Source organism: Streptococcus sp. HMSC067A03, assembly GCF_001814295.1.
In the GTDB taxonomy this organism is placed as follows: domain Bacteria; phylum Bacillota; class Bacilli; order Lactobacillales; family Streptococcaceae; genus Streptococcus; species Streptococcus constellatus.
Map to the genome: position 1 here is coordinate 20,250 of NZ_KV815642.1, position 15,077 is coordinate 35,326.

At 37.5% G+C, this 15,077-nt stretch carries 17 protein-coding genes; 8 read left to right on the forward strand and 9 right to left on the reverse strand.

Annotated features, from left to right (window positions below; all coding sequences use genetic code 11):
• The first annotated feature begins 35 nt into the window (after positions 1-35).
• The gene (locus HMPREF2963_RS00770) at positions 36-1,754 is read left to right on the forward strand and encodes a phospho-sugar mutase (RefSeq protein WP_070668029.1); all 1,719 of its coding nucleotides are present in this window, start codon (positions 36-38) and stop codon (positions 1,752-1,754) included.
• Positions 1,755-2,204: 450 nt separating this feature from the next.
• Positions 2,205-2,552 (forward strand): DUF6568 family protein, encoded by a 348-nt coding sequence (locus tag HMPREF2963_RS00775; RefSeq protein ID WP_003069481.1) that lies wholly within the window; start codon positions 2,205-2,207, stop codon positions 2,550-2,552.
• Positions 2,553-2,667: 115 nt separating this feature from the next.
• On the opposite strand, the gene mutY is transcribed toward HMPREF2963_RS00775, so the two are convergent.
• The 5 genes from mutY to HMPREF2963_RS00800 all read right to left on the reverse strand — a co-directional run bounded on the left by mutY (position 2,668) and on the right by HMPREF2963_RS00800 (position 7,251).
• Positions 2,668-3,837: an A/G-specific adenine glycosylase gene (gene mutY / locus HMPREF2963_RS00780; RefSeq protein WP_070668031.1), complete on the reverse strand. Its 1,170-nt coding sequence runs from the start codon at positions 3,835-3,837 to the stop codon at positions 2,668-2,670.
• Between the two features lie 66 nt (positions 3,838-3,903).
• Positions 3,904-4,881 carry a phosphate acetyltransferase gene (gene pta / locus HMPREF2963_RS00785; RefSeq protein WP_003069485.1) on the reverse strand — a complete coding sequence of 326 codons (978 nt, stop codon included), beginning with the start codon at positions 4,879-4,881 and terminating at the stop codon, positions 3,904-3,906.
• Between the two features lie 3 nt (positions 4,882-4,884).
• A complete protein-coding gene (locus HMPREF2963_RS00790) occupies positions 4,885-5,781 on the reverse strand; it encodes an RluA family pseudouridine synthase (RefSeq protein ID WP_003069487.1) in 897 nt (298 codons plus the stop codon).
• The gene (locus HMPREF2963_RS00795) at positions 5,778-6,596 is read right to left on the reverse strand and encodes an NAD kinase (RefSeq protein ID WP_070668033.1); all 819 of its coding nucleotides are present in this window, start codon (positions 6,594-6,596) and stop codon (positions 5,778-5,780) included. The genes HMPREF2963_RS00790 and HMPREF2963_RS00795 overlap by 4 nt, the downstream gene beginning before the upstream one ends.
• Positions 6,580-7,251: a GTP diphosphokinase gene (locus tag HMPREF2963_RS00800; RefSeq protein WP_039676990.1), complete on the reverse strand. Its 672-nt coding sequence runs from the start codon at positions 7,249-7,251 to the stop codon at positions 6,580-6,582. Before HMPREF2963_RS00800 ends, HMPREF2963_RS00795 begins: the two co-directional genes overlap by 17 nt.
• A gap of 95 nt (positions 7,252-7,346) precedes the next feature.
• On the opposite strand from HMPREF2963_RS00800, the gene HMPREF2963_RS00805 reads away from it, so the two are divergent.
• The 6 genes from HMPREF2963_RS00805 (at position 7,347) to HMPREF2963_RS00830 (ending at position 11,964) form a co-directional block, all read left to right on the forward strand.
• Positions 7,347-7,907 (forward strand): CYTH domain-containing protein, encoded by a 561-nt coding sequence (locus tag HMPREF2963_RS00805; RefSeq protein WP_070668035.1) that lies wholly within the window; start codon positions 7,347-7,349, stop codon positions 7,905-7,907.
• Between the two features lie 84 nt (positions 7,908-7,991).
• Positions 7,992-8,951, forward strand: a complete 960-nt coding sequence (locus tag HMPREF2963_RS00810) for a ribose-phosphate diphosphokinase (protein ID WP_148132049.1) — start codon at positions 7,992-7,994, stop codon at positions 8,949-8,951.
• A 9-nt stretch (positions 8,952-8,960) separates the two neighbouring features.
• On the forward strand, positions 8,961-10,076 hold the full coding sequence (locus tag HMPREF2963_RS00815) for a cysteine desulfurase family protein (protein WP_070668037.1): 1,116 nt from the start codon (positions 8,961-8,963) through the stop codon (positions 10,074-10,076).
• A gap of 4 nt (positions 10,077-10,080) precedes the next feature.
• Positions 10,081-10,428 carry a DUF1831 domain-containing protein gene (locus HMPREF2963_RS00820; protein WP_003069499.1) on the forward strand — a complete coding sequence of 116 codons (348 nt, stop codon included), beginning with the start codon at positions 10,081-10,083 and terminating at the stop codon, positions 10,426-10,428.
• Positions 10,429-10,599: 171 nt separating this feature from the next.
• Positions 10,600-11,244, forward strand: a complete 645-nt coding sequence (locus tag HMPREF2963_RS00825) for a redox-sensing transcriptional repressor Rex (protein WP_070668039.1) — start codon at positions 10,600-10,602, stop codon at positions 11,242-11,244.
• Positions 11,245-11,271: 27 nt separating this feature from the next.
• The gene (locus tag HMPREF2963_RS00830) at positions 11,272-11,964 is read left to right on the forward strand and encodes a gamma-glutamyl-gamma-aminobutyrate hydrolase family protein (RefSeq protein ID WP_070668040.1); all 693 of its coding nucleotides are present in this window, start codon (positions 11,272-11,274) and stop codon (positions 11,962-11,964) included.
• Here HMPREF2963_RS00830 and radC read toward each other — a convergent pair.
• The 4 genes from radC to pstB (HMPREF2963_RS00850) form a co-directional block, all read right to left on the reverse strand.
• Positions 11,961-12,641, reverse strand: coding sequence for a RadC family protein (radC, locus tag HMPREF2963_RS00835; protein ID WP_048800804.1), 681 nt, complete (start codon positions 12,639-12,641; stop codon positions 11,961-11,963). The two genes, HMPREF2963_RS00830 and radC, sit on opposite strands and share 4 nt — an antisense overlap.
• 86 nt (positions 12,642-12,727) lie before the next feature.
• Positions 12,728-13,381, reverse strand: coding sequence for a phosphate signaling complex protein PhoU (gene phoU / locus HMPREF2963_RS00840; protein ID WP_003069505.1), 654 nt, complete (start codon positions 13,379-13,381; stop codon positions 12,728-12,730).
• Positions 13,382-13,461: 80 nt separating this feature from the next.
• Complete coding sequence (gene pstB, locus HMPREF2963_RS00845) at positions 13,462-14,220, reverse strand: phosphate ABC transporter ATP-binding protein PstB (protein ID WP_006267322.1); 759 nt, start codon at positions 14,218-14,220, stop codon at positions 13,462-13,464.
• 42 nt (positions 14,221-14,262) lie between these two features.
• On the reverse strand, positions 14,263-15,066 hold the full coding sequence (gene pstB, locus HMPREF2963_RS00850) for a phosphate ABC transporter ATP-binding protein PstB (protein WP_003024159.1): 804 nt from the start codon (positions 15,064-15,066) through the stop codon (positions 14,263-14,265).
• Between the last annotated feature and the right edge of the window lie 11 nt (positions 15,067-15,077).

The window sequence follows — 15,077 nt, forward strand, 5'->3', positions numbered from 1 at the left end:
CATAAGCTTCCCTATTTTAAAAAGGAGATTTCGTAATGACTTACCAAGAAAATTTCAAAAAATGGCTTGATTTTGCAGAACTTCCAGACTACCTTCGTAAAGAATTGGATTCAATGGACGAAAAGACAAAAGAAGATGCTTTTTATACCAATCTTGAATTTGGTACTGCTGGTATGCGTGGTCTGATAGGCGCTGGTACGAATCGTATCAATATTTATGTCGTTCGTCAGGCAACTGAAGGTTTAGCACGTTTGATTGATGAAAAAGGTGAAGATTTCAAAAAACGCGGTGTCGCTATCGCTTATGACTCTCGTCACTTCTCTCCAGAATTCGCCTTTGAATCTGCTGCTGTTTTAGCAAAACATGGCATTAAATCTTATGTATTTGAAAGTCTCCGTCCAACACCAGAACTGTCATTTGCGGTTCGCCATTTAGGAACTTTTGCTGGAATTATGATTACTGCTAGCCACAATCCTGCTCCATTTAATGGTTATAAAGTTTATGGTGAAGATGGGGGGCAAATGCCACCGCATGATGCTGATGCCTTGACAGATTATATTCGTGCAATCGAAAATCCATTTGCCATTGAAGTTGCTGATGTTGAAGCCGAAAAAGCATCTGGATTGATTGAAATCATCGGTGAAAACGTTGATACTGAATACCTTAAAGAAGTAAAAGACGTGAATATCAATCAACAATTGATTGATGAATATGGAAAAGACATGAAAATCGTCTACACTCCGCTTCACGGTACAGGTGAAATGTTAGCGCGTCGAGCATTTGCCCAAGCTGGTTTTGATTCTGTTCAGGTTGTTGAAGCTCAATGCGTGCCAGATCCAGACTTCTCCACTGTCAAATCACCAAATCCAGAAAACCAAGCTGCTTTCGCTCTTGCTGAAGAATTGGGACGTAAAGTTGGTGCGGATGTCCTTGTCGCAACAGACCCAGATGCTGACCGTGTAGGGGTTGAAGTTCTCCAAAAAGACTGTAGTTACCGCAATCTTTCAGGAAATCAAATCGGTGCAATTATGGCTAAGTATATCCTGGAAGCGCACAAGATTGCTGGAACACTTCCTGAAAATGCAGCACTTTGCAAATCCATTGTGTCTACCGATCTTGTGACCAAGATTGCTGAAAGCTACGGCGCAACTATGTTCAATGTCTTAACTGGTTTCAAATTTATCGCCGAAAAGATTCAAGAATTTGAAGAAAGACACAATCACACTTACATGATGGGCTTTGAAGAAAGCTTTGGTTACTTGATTAAACCATTTGTGCGCGACAAAGATGCTATCCAAGCTGTATTAGTTATTGCAGAATTAGCTGCCTACTACCGCTCTCGTGGCTTGACTCTTGCAGACGGAATCGAAGAAATCTACAAAGAATATGGTTATTATGCTGAAAAGACTATTTCAGTTACTCTATCTGGTGTTGATGGCGCGGAACAAATCAAAGCTATTATGAGCAAGTTCCGTGACAATGCACCAAAAGAATTCAACGCTACTGCTGTTGCCGTCACAGAAGATTTCAAAGCTCAGACTGCCACTACTACTGATGGAACAGTCACTGCCCTTACAACACCCCCTAGTGATGTATTAAAATATACGCTTACTGATGGTTCATGGATTGCTGTACGTCCTTCAGGAACAGAACCAAAAATCAAATTCTATATTGCCGTTGTTGGGAATTCCAGCCAAGACGCTCAAGCAAAAATTGATACAATTGAAGCAGAAATCAACGACTTTGTACAATAAGCAGAAAAACTGAAGCCTTTGGTTTCGGAATCTCACTTCTATAATCTTCAAATTTCGAGTCTGGGACGATCATGTCTCAGACTCGACTGCTTTTATAATAAAGAACAGTGCTTTGAATCTGCTTTGCAAGCCACAAATGCCATTTGCTTTTCAAACTTAAAAAGAATGACTAATAAAAAATAAGGGAACTATATAGTAGTTTACACCAATCACAATATGGAGTATTTTAAAATAAGATTTTTGTAAATTTTACAACTAAACTTTGTGATTGTGTAAACAGGTATATAATTCCAAAGAAAATAATCTTTTCTCTATTTACAACTTCCAACAGTCTAGTAGGCTGTTGCTTTGTCTCATTCATCTTTCAATATTTTACTTTTCATTTCAAATCTCTGCATTATTTTTATATTTATGGCATACTGGAATGAGCAAAAGAAATGAGGTTATTTTATGAAAAAATTTGCACAAGATATCAAAGTTTTAGAAATGACTACTGTTAATCGTGCTCGAAAAGCTATTGCAAACAAGGAAACAGCTACATTTTTCATTGGTCGAAAAACATGTCCTTACTGTCGTAAATTTGCCACTACGCTAGCTAGTGTTGTCGCTGAAACCCAAGCACACATTTTCTTTATCAATAGTGAGGAACCTAGTGAACTGGAAGAACTCCAAGCTTTCCGTTCCGAATATGGAATCCCAACTGTGCCAGGATTTTTACACACAGAGAATGGTCATGTGACTGTCCGTTGTGACTCTTCTATGACAGCTGACGAAATCAAGATATTCGCTAACTTATAAAAATGAAGCTGGAATTAAAATTTCCAGCTTCAAAGTATATTATAAACTAACTAAGCAGTAACTTTTTACTATCACCAAACGAGGCAGGGATCATATCGTCCCTGTCTCTTAATATTTAATTTCCTTTTAATTTTCCTTTTTGAAAAGTTTGCCACATCTTTTGCTGAGGTTTAGCAAATGGATAGTTGTCAAATTCATCAGGATGCAACCATAAAACTTGTTCCTGTTTAGGCATTTCTGTAGCATTTACTACCTGACCATAAAGTAAACGGATCTGCCACTTGCGATGACTAAATACATGCTGAATCTGTGGGAAGTGTACTGACTGCCAATCCACTACTACATCATAATCCTGTTCAAAGCTTTCTTTGGGAGATAAGTCAAATGAAACTTGATTTTCAGCTATTTCAAAAAGCGATAACTGTTCATCATCAGGAAATTCACCTACTTCAATTAAAGGAAAATGCCAAAATCCGGCCAAAAGGACGCTAGTCTCATTTTTTTCCAAAAGAAACTGTCCCTGAGCATCTTGGATAATCAAACCATACAGATAAACTGGAACTGGTTTTTTCTTAGGAGCTTTGATAGGGTACTTCTCCATGGTTCCATGTAAGAAAGCAGCACTAAATTCCTTTACAGGGCTATCTTCTGGTCGAGGATTCACCGGCGCTTCAATATCTGAACCCAAATCCATCAGAGCTTGGTTAAAATCTCCTGGCCTTTCGGGATCAATCAACATTTCCATCATAGTTTGAAAAACTTTCCGATTGGCTGGAATACCGATGTCTAAATTCACCTCAAACAAACGACTCAAAACTCGCATCACATTCCCATCAACAGCTGGCTCTGGCAATCCAAAAGCAATACTAGCGATAGCGCCTGCTGTATAAGGACCAATCCCTTTAAGGCTGAAAATTCCTTCGTAAGTGTGAGGAAACTCACCCTCAAACTCTGCCACAATCTGCTGAGCCGCCTCTTGCATATTGCGCACTCGCGAATAATATCCTAGTCCCTCCCATGCTTTTAATAAGCGTTCTTCTGGTGCGATTGCCAAATCTTGGACTGTCGGAAACCAATCCAAAAAGCGCTCATAGTAAGGAATGACCGTGTCTACCCGTGTTTGCTGAAGCATAATTTCTGAAATCCAGATATGATAAGGATTATTACTTCTCCGCCAAGGCAAATCACGTTTATTTTCATCATACCACGTTAGTAACTTTTGGCGAAAGGATGTAATTTTTTCATCCTCCCACATTTCAATTCCGTATTTCTTCAAATCTAACATGAATTTAGTATATCATAAAATAAAACAAGAACCCAGAAAGTGAACTCTGGATTCTTTGTCATTCTTCTAATAATGACCGACTACTTGGCTGGCAGTAATTAACGTCAATTTATAAACATCGTCAGCATTACATCCTCGTGAAAGATCATTTACTGGATGATTCAACCCTTGCAAAATAGGACCAACTGCTGAAAAACCGCCGAGACGCTCTGCCATTTTATAGCTGATATTTCCAGCTTCGATACTAGGAAAGACGAAAACAGTCGCTTGTCCAGCTACATTGCTGCCAGGAGCCTTTAATTCTGCTGTTTTAGGTACAAAAGCTGCGTCAAATTGTAATTCTCCATCAATGGCAAGGTCAGGTCGCATTTCCTGCGCTAGTTTTGTGGCTTCAACGACTTTATCAACCTTTTCACCAAATCCAGATCCTTTAGTTGAATAACTAAGCATCGCTACTTTCGGATCAATACCAAAGATTTGTGCAGTTAATGCTGAGTTAATGGCAATTTCTGCTAATGTTTTAGCGTCTGGATCAATATTGATGGCACAATCACTGAAAACATAACGTTCATCGTCACGAACCATGAGAAAAGCACCAGATGTACGAGAAACCCAAGGAAGGGTTTTAATAATTTGAAGGGCTGGGCGAACTGTGCTTGCAGTAGAATGAACTGCACCAGAAACCATCCCTTGTACTTTTCCAAGATAAACGAGCATGACACCAAAATAATTGACATCCTCTTTCAAGAGTTTCCGAGCTTCGTCTTCTGTGATTTTTCCTTTACGGCGTTCAACGAAAGCTGCCACCATTTCTTCAAAGCAAGAACAATTTTGAGGATCAATAACCTCATAACCATCTGTCACACTTTCAATCTCAAGATAAATCCGAATTTTTTCAGGATTTCCTAACAAAACAGGTGTAATACTTGTTTCATTTACCAAACGTTTTGTCGCTTGAAGAATACGTGGTTCTTCACCTTCTGGTAGGACAATTTTTACTTCTTTGTCTTGAAGTGCTTCACGAATCGTTTCAAAAATTTTCATGTTTTACTCCTTTTTATTGCTTAATTTTTGAATCACTGCTTGGAAATCTTCCGGAAGAGGACTCGATTTATTCACAACTTCCTCATGAAATGGATTGTAAAAACGCAATGAATGGCAATGAAGAGCTTGTCGTGTCATGCCATCTGTCAAGCTGCCACCATACAAATCATCTCCTAATAACGGAAAGCCAATATAAGAAAAATGTACCCTAATCTGGTGTGTCCGTCCTGTGTGAAGATGAATATCGACAAGATAAACATCACCATATTGCGCTAGAACCTTATAGCTCGTATGAGCATATTTCCCATTTTTCGCTACACAGCGTGTAATAATACTGCTATCTTCTCGCGCGATGGGAGCAACAATGTCTCCTTCTGGCTTTAACGGTTCAGAACCCTTGACCAAAGCATAATAATGTTTCTCAATGATTTTCTTTTGCAACTGCTTGTCCAGTCTTGCATGAGCATAACCATGTTTTGCAAACAGCATCAGACCACTTGTATCTTTATCCAAACGTGTCACAATATGAATCTGTTGATTTTCATAATGATTAGAAATGTAATAAGCTTTTACAAAATTTGCCATTGTATTAGAATGATTCACACTAGGAATGCTTGCTATACCAGATGGCTTATTCAAAATTAGAAAATGTTCATCTTCATAGACAATTTCTAATTCCCTTTCTACTGCTCGTAGACTGCTAAAACTTTCTTCAGCTGGAATATCGATGGCAACTTTATCGCCAATATCTAACAAATAAATGGCATTTTGCTTCTTACCATTTACGTGAATATCTCCACCAGAAAACTTAATTTTTGCGAGCAAACTTTTGGAAATTTCGTGCTTTTTTAAAAAGGTCTTAACTTTAACATGTTCATCTGCAGTAAATTCAAACCTCATTCCTCCACCTCGCCAATAAAAGCATCTTTTACACGATTCCAGAAACTCGTATGACTCGGTGTAGCAAGAAAGTTAATCTTATGTTGATCAATTTGAAATTCAATTTTAGAAATATTGTTTATCATAAAATTCTGATTGTCAATCGAAATCGCATGTCGGTCATTCCAAGTCGGCACGATTTCAATTTTATCTTTCTTAGGAACGATAATTGAGGAGCCTAAGGTTCGAAATACACGATTGTTTAAACTTGCAACTTCTGCAATCTGAAGAGCTTCAATCGTTGGATGCAGAACAGCTCCGCCTAACGATTTATTGTAAGCTGTACTTCCTGTCGGAGTTGATACGGAAATACCATCACCACGAAAGCGCTCAAAATGGACTTGATTGATAATAACATCGGCGACCATTGTTCGTCCAGAACGCTTGATTGTCGCTTCGTTTAATGCACGCTTTATACAAATTTCATTATTTCCATGGAAAATTTTAACATTTAAAATCGGATAGGACACTTTCGCACCAGTATCTAATTTTAAGTTATTAATTAATTTGTCCAATTCAAAATCTCGATAATCCGTATAAAAGCCCAAATGTCCCGTATGGACACCGACAAAACGAACTTTATCCAACTGCTCTTCATACTTATGAAAAGCTGATAAAAGCATCCCGTCGCCACCGATTGAAATGACAATGTCAGGATTATTATCATTCAAAATAAAATGATTTTGCTTTAATTTTTGTTTTAATTGGCGACAAATTTCTTGGCTTTGCCGTCTGCGATTACTGATAATTCCTATTCTTTTATCTATATTCTTCATCTGTATCGTCACTATTTCCTACGCCGTCATTCAATTTGCGACTGATTGGGTCAAATAAAGCTTGCGCTTCTTGAATATCATCACGAATTTTCCCCATTTCTTCGTCCAATTGATAGGCGATTTTTGCGGTAATCTCCAGACGTTTCTTAATTTCATCTGGAAATTCACCCTTATATTTATAATTCAGCGAATGTTCAATTGTTGCCCAAAAGTTCATGGACAAAGTGCGGATTTGAATCTCTGCCAAAACTGTTTTGTTGCCATCAATGGTATCAACTGGGTATTCAACAATGACATGATAACTTCGATATCCACTAGCCTTACGGTTTTTAATATAGTCTCGCTCTTGAACAATCCGCATATCATGCCGCTTTCGCAAAACATCCAAAACTTCTTCCACATCATCCACAAATTGAACCATGACCCGCAAACCTGCTATATCTTGCATATCTTGCGCTAGATTTTCCTCTTTAATCCCGCGCAAAGCCATTTTTTCTTTGATGCTTTCTATCGGTTTTACACGACCTGTCACAAACTCAATCGGAGAATGCTTTTTTTGTTTTCGATACTGTTTACGAATCCCACGCAGTTTGATCTTTAATTCACCAACCGCTTGAATATAAGGATCCAGAAACTCTTCCCACTCTAATTGCATACACTCACCTTGTCATTTTACTTAATTTTTTATAAAATAAACACAATACTTATTATAACATAAATCGCTTTCAAACAAAAGAAAAGGATTGGAAAATGAATCATTTGGAAATTGAATACAAAACGCTTCTGACAAAAAATGAGTACCAACAGCTGTTACCACTGTTTTCAAAGATAAAAGCTACCATGCAGATAAACTACTATATTGACACAGCCGACTTTTCAATTCGAGATGCAAAAATGGCACTTCGGATTCGTACTTTTGAAACTCGTGCCGAATTAACTTTGAAAATTCCGCAGCAGGTCGGTAATATGGAATACAATCAATTTCTCACTTTAGAAGAGTCTCACACTTTCATCAATACATGTGTGCTACCTGAAGGAAAAATACGCACCCTGCTGACTCAGGCTGCTATCAACCTCGAGAAATTAAAGATTCTAGGGAGCTTGACAACTATTCGCTATGAAAAAGAAACTACTATTGGCTTGATGGCACTTGATGAAAATCATTATTTTGACAAAACAGACTATGAATTAGAGCTGGAAGTGACAGATGCTGAAATTGGAAAAGAACAATTCAATTACTTTTTACAAGCTCATCATATCCATTATAAATATGCAAAACCTAAAGTTGCAAGATTTGCTCAAAACTTATGAATAAAAAGCTGAAATTTTGCTTATTTTTTGATAAAATGGAGTGTAGAAATCAAAAGGAGTCTTATATAAGTTATGATGGATATACTGACGGATAAAGCACAGATGAAGTTGTTTGCACTAAATTCCAATCACGATATCGCCGAAAAAATTGCTCAAGCTGCTGGCGTATCTCTTGGAAAACTATCCTCACGTCAATTTTCAGATGGTGAAATTCAAGTTAACATCGAAGAAAGTGTACGTGGTTTTGATGTATTTATCATTCAGTCAACGAGTTTCCCTGTCAATAATCATTTGATGGAACTTCTCATCATGGTGGATGCCTGCAATCGCGCTAGCGCTAACTCTGTCAATGTCGTGATGCCATATTTTGGCTATGCGCGCCAGGATCGCACTGCTGCTCCTCGTGAACCAATTACGGCAAAACTGGTAGCAAATATGTTGGTAAAAGCAGGAGTTGATCGTGTTCTAACCCTTGATTTGCATGCCGTTCAAGTTCAAGGTTTCTTTGATATCCCTGTTGATAACCTTTACACTGTCCCTCTCTTTGCCAAACATTACTGTGAAAAAGGCTTGTCTGGTGAAGATGTTGTTGTGGTTAGTCCAAAAAATTCTGGTGTTAAACGTGCTAGAAGCTTAGCAGAGCATTTAGATGCTCCGATTGCAATTATCGACTACGCTCAAGACGATACCCACCGTAACGAAGGCTATATTATCGGAGATGTAGCTGGGAAAAAAGCTATCCTTATTGATGATATTTTAAATACTGGTCGTACATTTGCTGAAGCCTCAAAAATTGTTGAACGCGAAGGTGCAACAGAAATTTATGCAGTTTCTAGTCATGGTTTATTTGTTGAGGGAGCCGCTGAAAAGTTAGATAACTCTCCTATCAAAGAAATCCTGGTTACTGACTCAGTTGCAACGAAAGAAAAAACTCCGAAAAATGTTCAATACATCACTGCAAGCGAGCTAATTGGAGACGCAATCGTTCGTATCCATAAAAGAAAACCCGTTAGTCCTCTATTTGCCTATAATAAAAAGAAATAAGGAGAAATCTTGATTTATTTCGATAATGCAGCAACAACACCCATGTCAAAGACTGCTATGACTGCTATGACACAGGTTATGGAAAATACCTTTGGTAATCCATCTAGTATCCATAACCACGGCAGAGCTGCTAACAAAATTCTTCGCAAAGAACGACAAGAACTTGCTGACCTACTTCATACTAAAAGTCAACATATCATCTTTACATCAGGTGGGACAGAAAGTAACAATACAGCCATAAAAGGGTATGCCTTAGCCCATCAAGATCAAGGAAAGCACATTATCACCACTGCTATCGAACATCATTCTGTGCTTGCAACTATTGAATATCTGGTAGATAAGTTTGGCTTTGAAGCGACTTATATCCAACCCCAAAATGGAGAAATCACAGCTCAGCAGATAAAAGAAGCTCTTAGAGAGGATACTATACTTGTCTCCACTATGTATGCCAACAATGAAACTGGCTACCTGCTTCCAATCAAAGAAATTGCTGAAGTTTTGAAACATCATCCCGCTGCTTATCATGTGGATGCAGTACAAATTATGGGCAAATTACCTGTGTATCCCGAAGAACTAGGAATTGATTTTATGAGTGCATCAGCTCATAAATTTCATGGTCCTAAAGGCATTGGTTTCTTGTATGCCAATCAGATGAAATTTGATAAATTTTTACATGGCGGAGATCAAGAAGATAAAAGACGTGCAGGTACTGAAAATTTAGCAGCTATCGCTGGAATGATTGCAGCTTTAAAAGAAAATCTTAAGGGCTATCCAGAAAATATAAGTCATGTGGAAAGCTTAAAAAAACAGCTTCTCGCTGAACTGGACGGAATAGACTACTATGTCAATAATGATTCTCATACACTTCCCTATGTAATAAATCTTGGCTTTCCTAAACAGGCTAATGACTTATTACTAATGCGTTTAGACTTGGCAGGAATTTCTATTTCAACCGGATCTGCTTGTACAGCAGGTACAGTTGAACCAAGTCACGTTCTTGAAGCTTTTTATGGTAGTGATTCAGAGCGATTAAAGGAATCTATCCGCATTAGCTTTTCAGAACAAAATACTTCAGAAGAAGTTCACCAATTTACCACAATATTAAAAGAAATTTTAGGAGGATAAATAGATGGCTTTTCAGACCACTATTCACTTAAAAGATTGCCCATATAGCTACTCTCTTGGAGAAAACGTAAAAAAATTTACTTTGCGTGATAACACTTTTTCTGAAACAAAAGTTGGAAATTATGAATTAACACGTTTATTAGAAAGTGTTCCAAATAGTGGTGATGGTTTTTTGTTAAAAATCATTATCAACAAAGAGCTTTCAGGTGTGAAAATCAATATTACAGACAAATCTGGTCTTCGCTTGGTTAACATTTTCAAATCAGAAACCAATCAGATCATTCAAGAAAAATTTTATTTTCTAATGGATAGTTTGGTTGAACGTGGTATTTTCACCAAACAAGAACATTAAGTAAATAGCTATAGCTCAACAGTTCATTTTAGAACTGTAAAAAGATAAAAAATAGAGTAGGGTGACAAATCGAAAGTTTTGGTTTTTCTCCTACTCCTTTTCTATTTCCATCAAATAAGTTGATTTTTTCACAAACTTTCTATAAAATAGTCTTTGAAAGGATGTGATTTTGTGAAATCTGAAAGAAATACAACCATTCCACGCGCAACTGCTAAAAGGCTCTCTCTTTATTATCGGATTTTTAAACGATTTAATTCTGAAAAAATTGAAAAAGCCAATTCAAAACAAATCGCAGATGCTATCGGGATTGATTCTGCAACTGTTCGTCGTGATTTTTCTTACTTTGGTGAATTAGGTCGTCGTGGGTATGGTTATGATGTAAAAAAACTCATGAATTTTTTTGCTGATTTACTTCATGATCATTCTATTACCAATGTGATGTTAGTCGGTATCGGTAATATGGGACACGCATTACTCCACTACCGCTTCCATGAACGTAATAAAATGAAGATTGTTATGGCATTTGACACCGATGATCATCCTGAAGTTGGAACGATTACAAATGACGGGATTCCTATTTATGGCATTTCACAAGTAAATGATAAACTAAAAGATGTAGATGTAAAGACCGCTATTTTGACGGTTCCAAGTACAAGAGCTCAAGAAGTGGCAACTATCCTTGTAGAAGCTGGCGTAAAAGGTATTCTCAGTTTCTCACCCGTTCACTTAACCGTTCCAAAAGATGTTGTTGTTCAATATGTTGACTTGACAAGTGAGCTGCAAACACTCCTCTACTTTATGAAAAAAGGGTATTAAATAATTAGAAAGAGCAGATATTTATTTATGAAGAAACCCCTTATCGGAATTACTGGAAATGAAAGACCCAACCCTGAAGACGAATTTGCCATCATGAGCTATGCTGCTAAAGGATTTGTGGAAGGCGTAAAAGAAGTTGGTGGAATTCCTGTCATATTGCCAATTGGAGATGCAGACATGGCTCAGCATTACATCAAGATGATTGATAAACTTATCCTAACAGGTGGACAAAATGTATCACCACAATTCTATGGTGAAGAAAAAATGATTGATAGTGATGATTATCATTTGGAGCGTGATGTGTTTGAATTATCCTTAATCCATGAAGCGGTCCAACAGCAAAAACCAATTTTTACTGTTTGCCGCGGTACACAGTTGTTTAATGTCGCAATGGGCGGAACTCTTTATCAAGATATTGAACATCATTGGCAAGACAGTTCTGCAGAGTATACTACTCAAAAGTTAGTTACCAAACCTGATTCTGTTTTGGAAAAGATTTATGGTGAAGTATCTCATATAAATTCTTTCCATCATCAAAGTATTAAAGATTTAGCAGAAAATGTCGAAGTCATCGCCCATGATCCAAAAGATAATACCATTGAAGCCATTACTACAACTGATGAAATCGCTTATCTGGGAGTTCAATGGCATCCAGAATTCTTATTTGAAACACGTCCTAAAGATCGGTTACTCTTTGACTATGTTGTCAATAAACTCTAAATCAATTCCGTTTCTTCTCGATAGCTATAATAATCTTTCTCAGCGACGATGAGATGATCCAGTAAGATGAAGCCCATTAGCTCACACGCTTCTTTTACATGTTTGGTCACTTCATCGTCGTTTCTGCTTGGTAATACAGCTCCTGAAGGATGATTGTGTACCAAAATAATGGATGTCGCCATATGCCTCACGGCATAATGCAGAATTTCTCGCGGCTCTGCAATGCTACGTGACACACTGCCGATAAAAATAGTCTGTTGATGAATGATTTTATTTTGAGTGTCTAGATATAAAGCAACAAGATGTTCCTGTTTTTTATGCCCCAATTCCTGTTGCATTTTTTTCGCTAACTTTTGACTACTTAAAATTTGCTCTTGCATAATCAATTCTGCTTTACTAATTCGCTGTCCCAACTCAATCATGGCTTGCAATTCAATAGCTTTGATACGTCCAATTCCAGAAATTGATTGTAATTCTTGTAGTGTCATATTACGCAAATCATTTAAACTAGAAATTGTTGATAAAATTCGTTGGGAAACTTGAAAAACAGTTTCTTTTTTATTGCCAGTTCGGATAAGAATGGATAACAATTCTTGATTGCTCAATTGTTCTGCACCTTCTGCTACCAAACGTTCTCTTGGCAATAAAGAATCTTCCTGAAATGAAATACTATACATAAAAAACCTCCTCATATCCTTATTCGGAAAAGGAAGAAGAAAATAAAAAATCTGAGAAATTATTCTCAAATTTTTTCAGTTAGTATTTACATTTCAACGATTTTACCTGTTTCAAAGTAAACAACCCATTCGCAGATATTTTTAGCATAATCACCAATACGTTCCAGATATGAAATAACTTGGAAATAATCACGGCCTGTAACAATCAAATCTGGATTTGCCTTAATTTCTTGCGTTGCTAGATCTCGAATATCATCAAAATACTGATTAATTTTCTCATCCATAGCTGCAACTTCATAAGCCTTATCCACATCACCATTAAGATAAAGTTCAAGTGCCGCTTCCACAAAGTTCTTAACATCACGCCCCATCTTGCTGATTTCTTCTTCAACAGATTGGATGCGAACTTCTCCTTTCATACGGATCGTCGCTTGTGCAATGGAAACGGCATGATCCCCCATTCTTTCCACATCACTACTTGCCTTCAAAACTGTAATAACGGTTCGTAAATCTTGTGAAACAGGCTGCTGCAAAGCAATGATTTCTAAAGACTTTTTCTCCAACTTTACTTCATATTCATTGACCTCTGCGTCTTCTTCAATAACCTCTTTTGCCAATTCACGATCGTGGGTCACAAATGCACGAACTGTGCGGTTAATCTGTGATAACACTTCATTTCCCATCGCGTAAAATTGGTTATGAAGTTTTGCTAAATCTTCTTCAAATTGTACTCTAAGCATAAAATTTCCTTTCGTCAGATATAAAGAGGATCAATAATCCTCGTGATTGGCTGAACTAACAAAAAGTAGCATCCATCTTTCTAGCCAAATTTTCCTGTAATGTAATCTTCTGTTTCTTTATGAATTGGACTGAGAAACATTTCTTTTGTAGTATTAAATTCAATTAAATCTCCACCCAGGAAGAACGCTGTCTTGTCTGAAATACGGCTAGCTTGCTGCATCGAACGCGTCACCAGTAACATCGTATATTTATCTTTCAGTCCATGCAGTGTTTCTTCAATTTTTCCGGCAGAAACGGGATCAAGTGCTGATGTCGGCTCATCTAAAAGAATAATTTTTGGACTCGTTGCCAAGACACGCGCCACACAGACACGTTGCTGCTGACCACCTGACAAGCCAATGGCTGAATCATATAAACGATCTTTCACCTCATCCCAAATAGATGCACTCTTGAGTGAAGATTCAACAACTTCGTCTAACACCTCTTTGTCTCTAACACCATTGATTCGCAGACCATAGACAACATTTTCATAAATCGTCATTGGAAATGGATTGGGCTGTTGAAAAACCATTCCAATTTCTTTTCGAAGCTCTACCGTATCTGTCCTCGGACTATAAATATTATGTCCATTGTAAATTACAGTACCTGTCGTTGTCACCTCGGGATTTAAATCACCCATGCGATTAATTGCTTTTAAGAGGGTTGATTTTCCCGACCCAGAAGGACCAATCAAAGCTGTAATCTCATGAGGCAATACATCCAACGATACACTATTAAGAGCTTTCTTTTTGTTATAATAAACCGACAAGTCCTTGATTTGTAAAATAGGTTCTGTCATTTTGATAATCCTTTAATAAATTCTAATTAAGCAGCAATTTTCTTAGCCAAAATGACCAGAAACATAGTCATTCGTAGACTGTAACTTAGCATTTTGGAAAATATTGGCTGTTTCATCATATTCGATTAAATCACCAAGATAGAAGAAACCAGTATAATCGCTCGCACGCGCTGCTTGCTGCATGCTGTGGGTCACGATGATAATCGTATAGTTCTTCTTCAACTCTAACATCGTTTCTTCTAACTGCGCTGTTGCGATTGGATCGAGTGCAGAAGCAGGTTCATCCATTAGAAGTATTTCTGGCTTCACGGAAATGGCTCTGGCAATGCAGAGACGTTGCTGCTGACCGCCTGATAACATCAAAGCAGATTTATGAAGGTCATCCTTTACTTGTTCCCACAGAGCTGCTTGTTTTAGAGATGTTTCTACAATTTCATCTAAGATTTTCTTATCCTTAACACCGGCACGTTCATGCGCAAAGGTGATGTTGCGGTAAACAGATTTGGCAAAAGGATTTGGTCTTTGAAAGACCATTCCGATATGCTTCCGCATTTCATAGACATTGATATCTGGGCGATTAATGTCAATACCTTCATACCAGATTTCACCAGTGACCTTAGCAATGTCAATCGTATCATTCATCCGATTCAAGCTGCGAAGATAGGTTGACTTACCAGAACCTGAAGGCCCGATAAGAGCTGTAATCTTATTTTTCTTGAACTGCATATCAACCCCTTTAATGGATTCGTTTTTGCCATAGTAAACATGCAAATCCTTCGTTGATAAAACAACCTCTTCCTCAGGAAAAGTAACAATATGTTTTTCGTTCCAGTTATATTCTGTCATTTCTTCTCCTT

Coding starts and splice junctions, on each gene's coding strand:
- HMPREF2963_RS00770 (WP_070668029.1), top strand. CDS start 36: ATGACTTACCAAGAAAATTTCAAAAAATGGCTTGATTTTGCAGAACTT.
- HMPREF2963_RS00775 (WP_003069481.1), top strand. CDS start 2,205: ATGAAAAAATTTGCACAAGATATCAAAGTTTTAGAAATGACTACTGTT.
- mutY (WP_070668031.1), bottom strand. CDS start 3,837: ATGTTAGATTTGAAGAAATACGGAATTGAAATGTGGGAGGATGAAAAA.
- pta (WP_003069485.1), bottom strand. CDS start 4,881: ATGAAAATTTTTGAAACGATTCGTGAAGCACTTCAAGACAAAGAAGTA.
- HMPREF2963_RS00790 (WP_003069487.1), bottom strand. CDS start 5,781: ATGAGGTTTGAATTTACTGCAGATGAACATGTTAAAGTTAAGACCTTT.
- HMPREF2963_RS00795 (WP_070668033.1), bottom strand. CDS start 6,596: ATGAAGAATATAGATAAAAGAATAGGAATTATCAGTAATCGCAGACGG.
- HMPREF2963_RS00800 (WP_039676990.1), bottom strand. CDS start 7,251: ATGCAATTAGAGTGGGAAGAGTTTCTGGATCCTTATATTCAAGCGGTT.
- HMPREF2963_RS00805 (WP_070668035.1), top strand. CDS start 7,347: ATGAATCATTTGGAAATTGAATACAAAACGCTTCTGACAAAAAATGAG.
- HMPREF2963_RS00820 (WP_003069499.1), top strand. CDS start 10,081: ATGGCTTTTCAGACCACTATTCACTTAAAAGATTGCCCATATAGCTAC.
- HMPREF2963_RS00830 (WP_070668040.1), top strand. CDS start 11,272: ATGAAGAAACCCCTTATCGGAATTACTGGAAATGAAAGACCCAACCCT.
- radC (WP_048800804.1), bottom strand. CDS start 12,641: ATGTATAGTATTTCATTTCAGGAAGATTCTTTATTGCCAAGAGAACGT.
- phoU (WP_003069505.1), bottom strand. CDS start 13,381: ATGCTTAGAGTACAATTTGAAGAAGATTTAGCAAAACTTCATAACCAA.
- pstB (WP_006267322.1), bottom strand. CDS start 14,220: ATGACAGAACCTATTTTACAAATCAAGGACTTGTCGGTTTATTATAAC.
- pstB (WP_003024159.1), bottom strand. CDS start 15,066: ATGACAGAATATAACTGGAACGAAAAACATATTGTTACTTTTCCTGAG.